Source organism: Vibrio sp. 1557 (genome assembly GCF_033340175.1).
GTDB lineage: Bacteria > Pseudomonadota > Gammaproteobacteria > Enterobacterales > Vibrionaceae > Vibrio > Vibrio alginolyticus.
In genome coordinates, this window is sequence record NZ_JAWOVZ010000180.1 from 1 (window position 1) to 1,233 (window position 1,233).

A 1,233-nucleotide genomic window follows, 5' to 3' on the forward strand; every position below is an offset into this window, starting at 1 on the left:
CGATTGAGTCCTCTTTTTTGTTTCTGACTTTCTATGCCGCGCTTATTTACCGCCAATACTCAATCGAGCAAAACGCACATCTGGCGCGAAGAAAGTGCGGCTATCATTAATAAGCTGCGTATCACCCACAGCTTCTACTTCTTGCAGCATCTTATAGAAGTTACCTGCAACTGTAATTCCGCGCACAGGTTGAACACGCTGACCATCACGGCACAAGAAACCACTCGCGCCAAATGAGAAATCACCACTGACAGCATCTGCACCAGAGTGAACCCCTTGCAGTTCCACTAATTCTAGGTATTCACCTGCTTTGACTTCTGACGCACTGCTGTTGCCTGTCGCAATCACTTTATGATTTGCCGATACGTCTAGGCTCGATTTCGCACTGCGAGATGCACTTGCCGTCGACACTGCACCCAAATAACTCGCTGTTTGGCTATTGTGCAATAGCGTATTCAGTTGGCCATTAGCGATCAACACATTGTCTTGGGTGGCAAAACCTTCACTATCAAACCCTGCGATAGCCATACCATTTGGCATGTATGCCGCATCGGTAAAGGTGAGAAGTTCACTTGCTACGCTTTGACCAAGCTTGTCACCCAGTGGCGAGATGCCCTTCATCGCACTCACACCAGAAAACGCACTGCCGAAAGCACCGAATAAACTTGCTAGCGCATTGATGTGGAAGATAGCCGGATAGTTACCTGTCGCAACTGGTACTCCATCAAGAAGATCGCGAGCAAGGTTGTAACCGCCTTCAATGCAGTAAGTTGGATTCAACTCATCAAAACGGCGACCTAACGACATTCTACCTGCCATCGACTGTTTGCCATCTTTTTCAAATAAGGTATACGCGTAACAAGTGAACGATCGCTCGAAGTGTTGACATAACGTACCCTGAGTATTCGCGATGATGAGCTGAGTTTCACCGTCACTGTAACCATTGTATGGTGAGCTTGAAGCGTGAGGCAAAGCCACAACACCTTGCTCAAGCGCAAGTGACAGTTCAATTTTCTCATCGACCGATGTGGTATCGTCTTGCGCAATTTCTGCAATATCAGTGGTGATTTTGCTGTTTACGCAGCTGATGGTTTGATGTTCATCTTGCTTAGAAAAACGAGCACTTTGCAGCGCGTTTGTGAGCATCAAATCTAAACTTGGTTGCTCTAGTGATTCAGAATAGCTTGTCGCGACACGAGCATCTTTAATAAGTCGAACACCCAGCACTTGACT

1 protein-coding gene is annotated in these 1,233 nt (G+C 46.9%); it reads right to left on the minus strand.

Annotated features, from left to right (window positions below):
• Nucleotides 1-42: 42 nt before the first annotated feature.
• On the minus strand, nt 43-1,233 hold a 1,191-nt coding region (locus R7070_RS25675), incomplete at its 5' end, for a TldD/PmbA family protein (protein ID WP_318141447.1).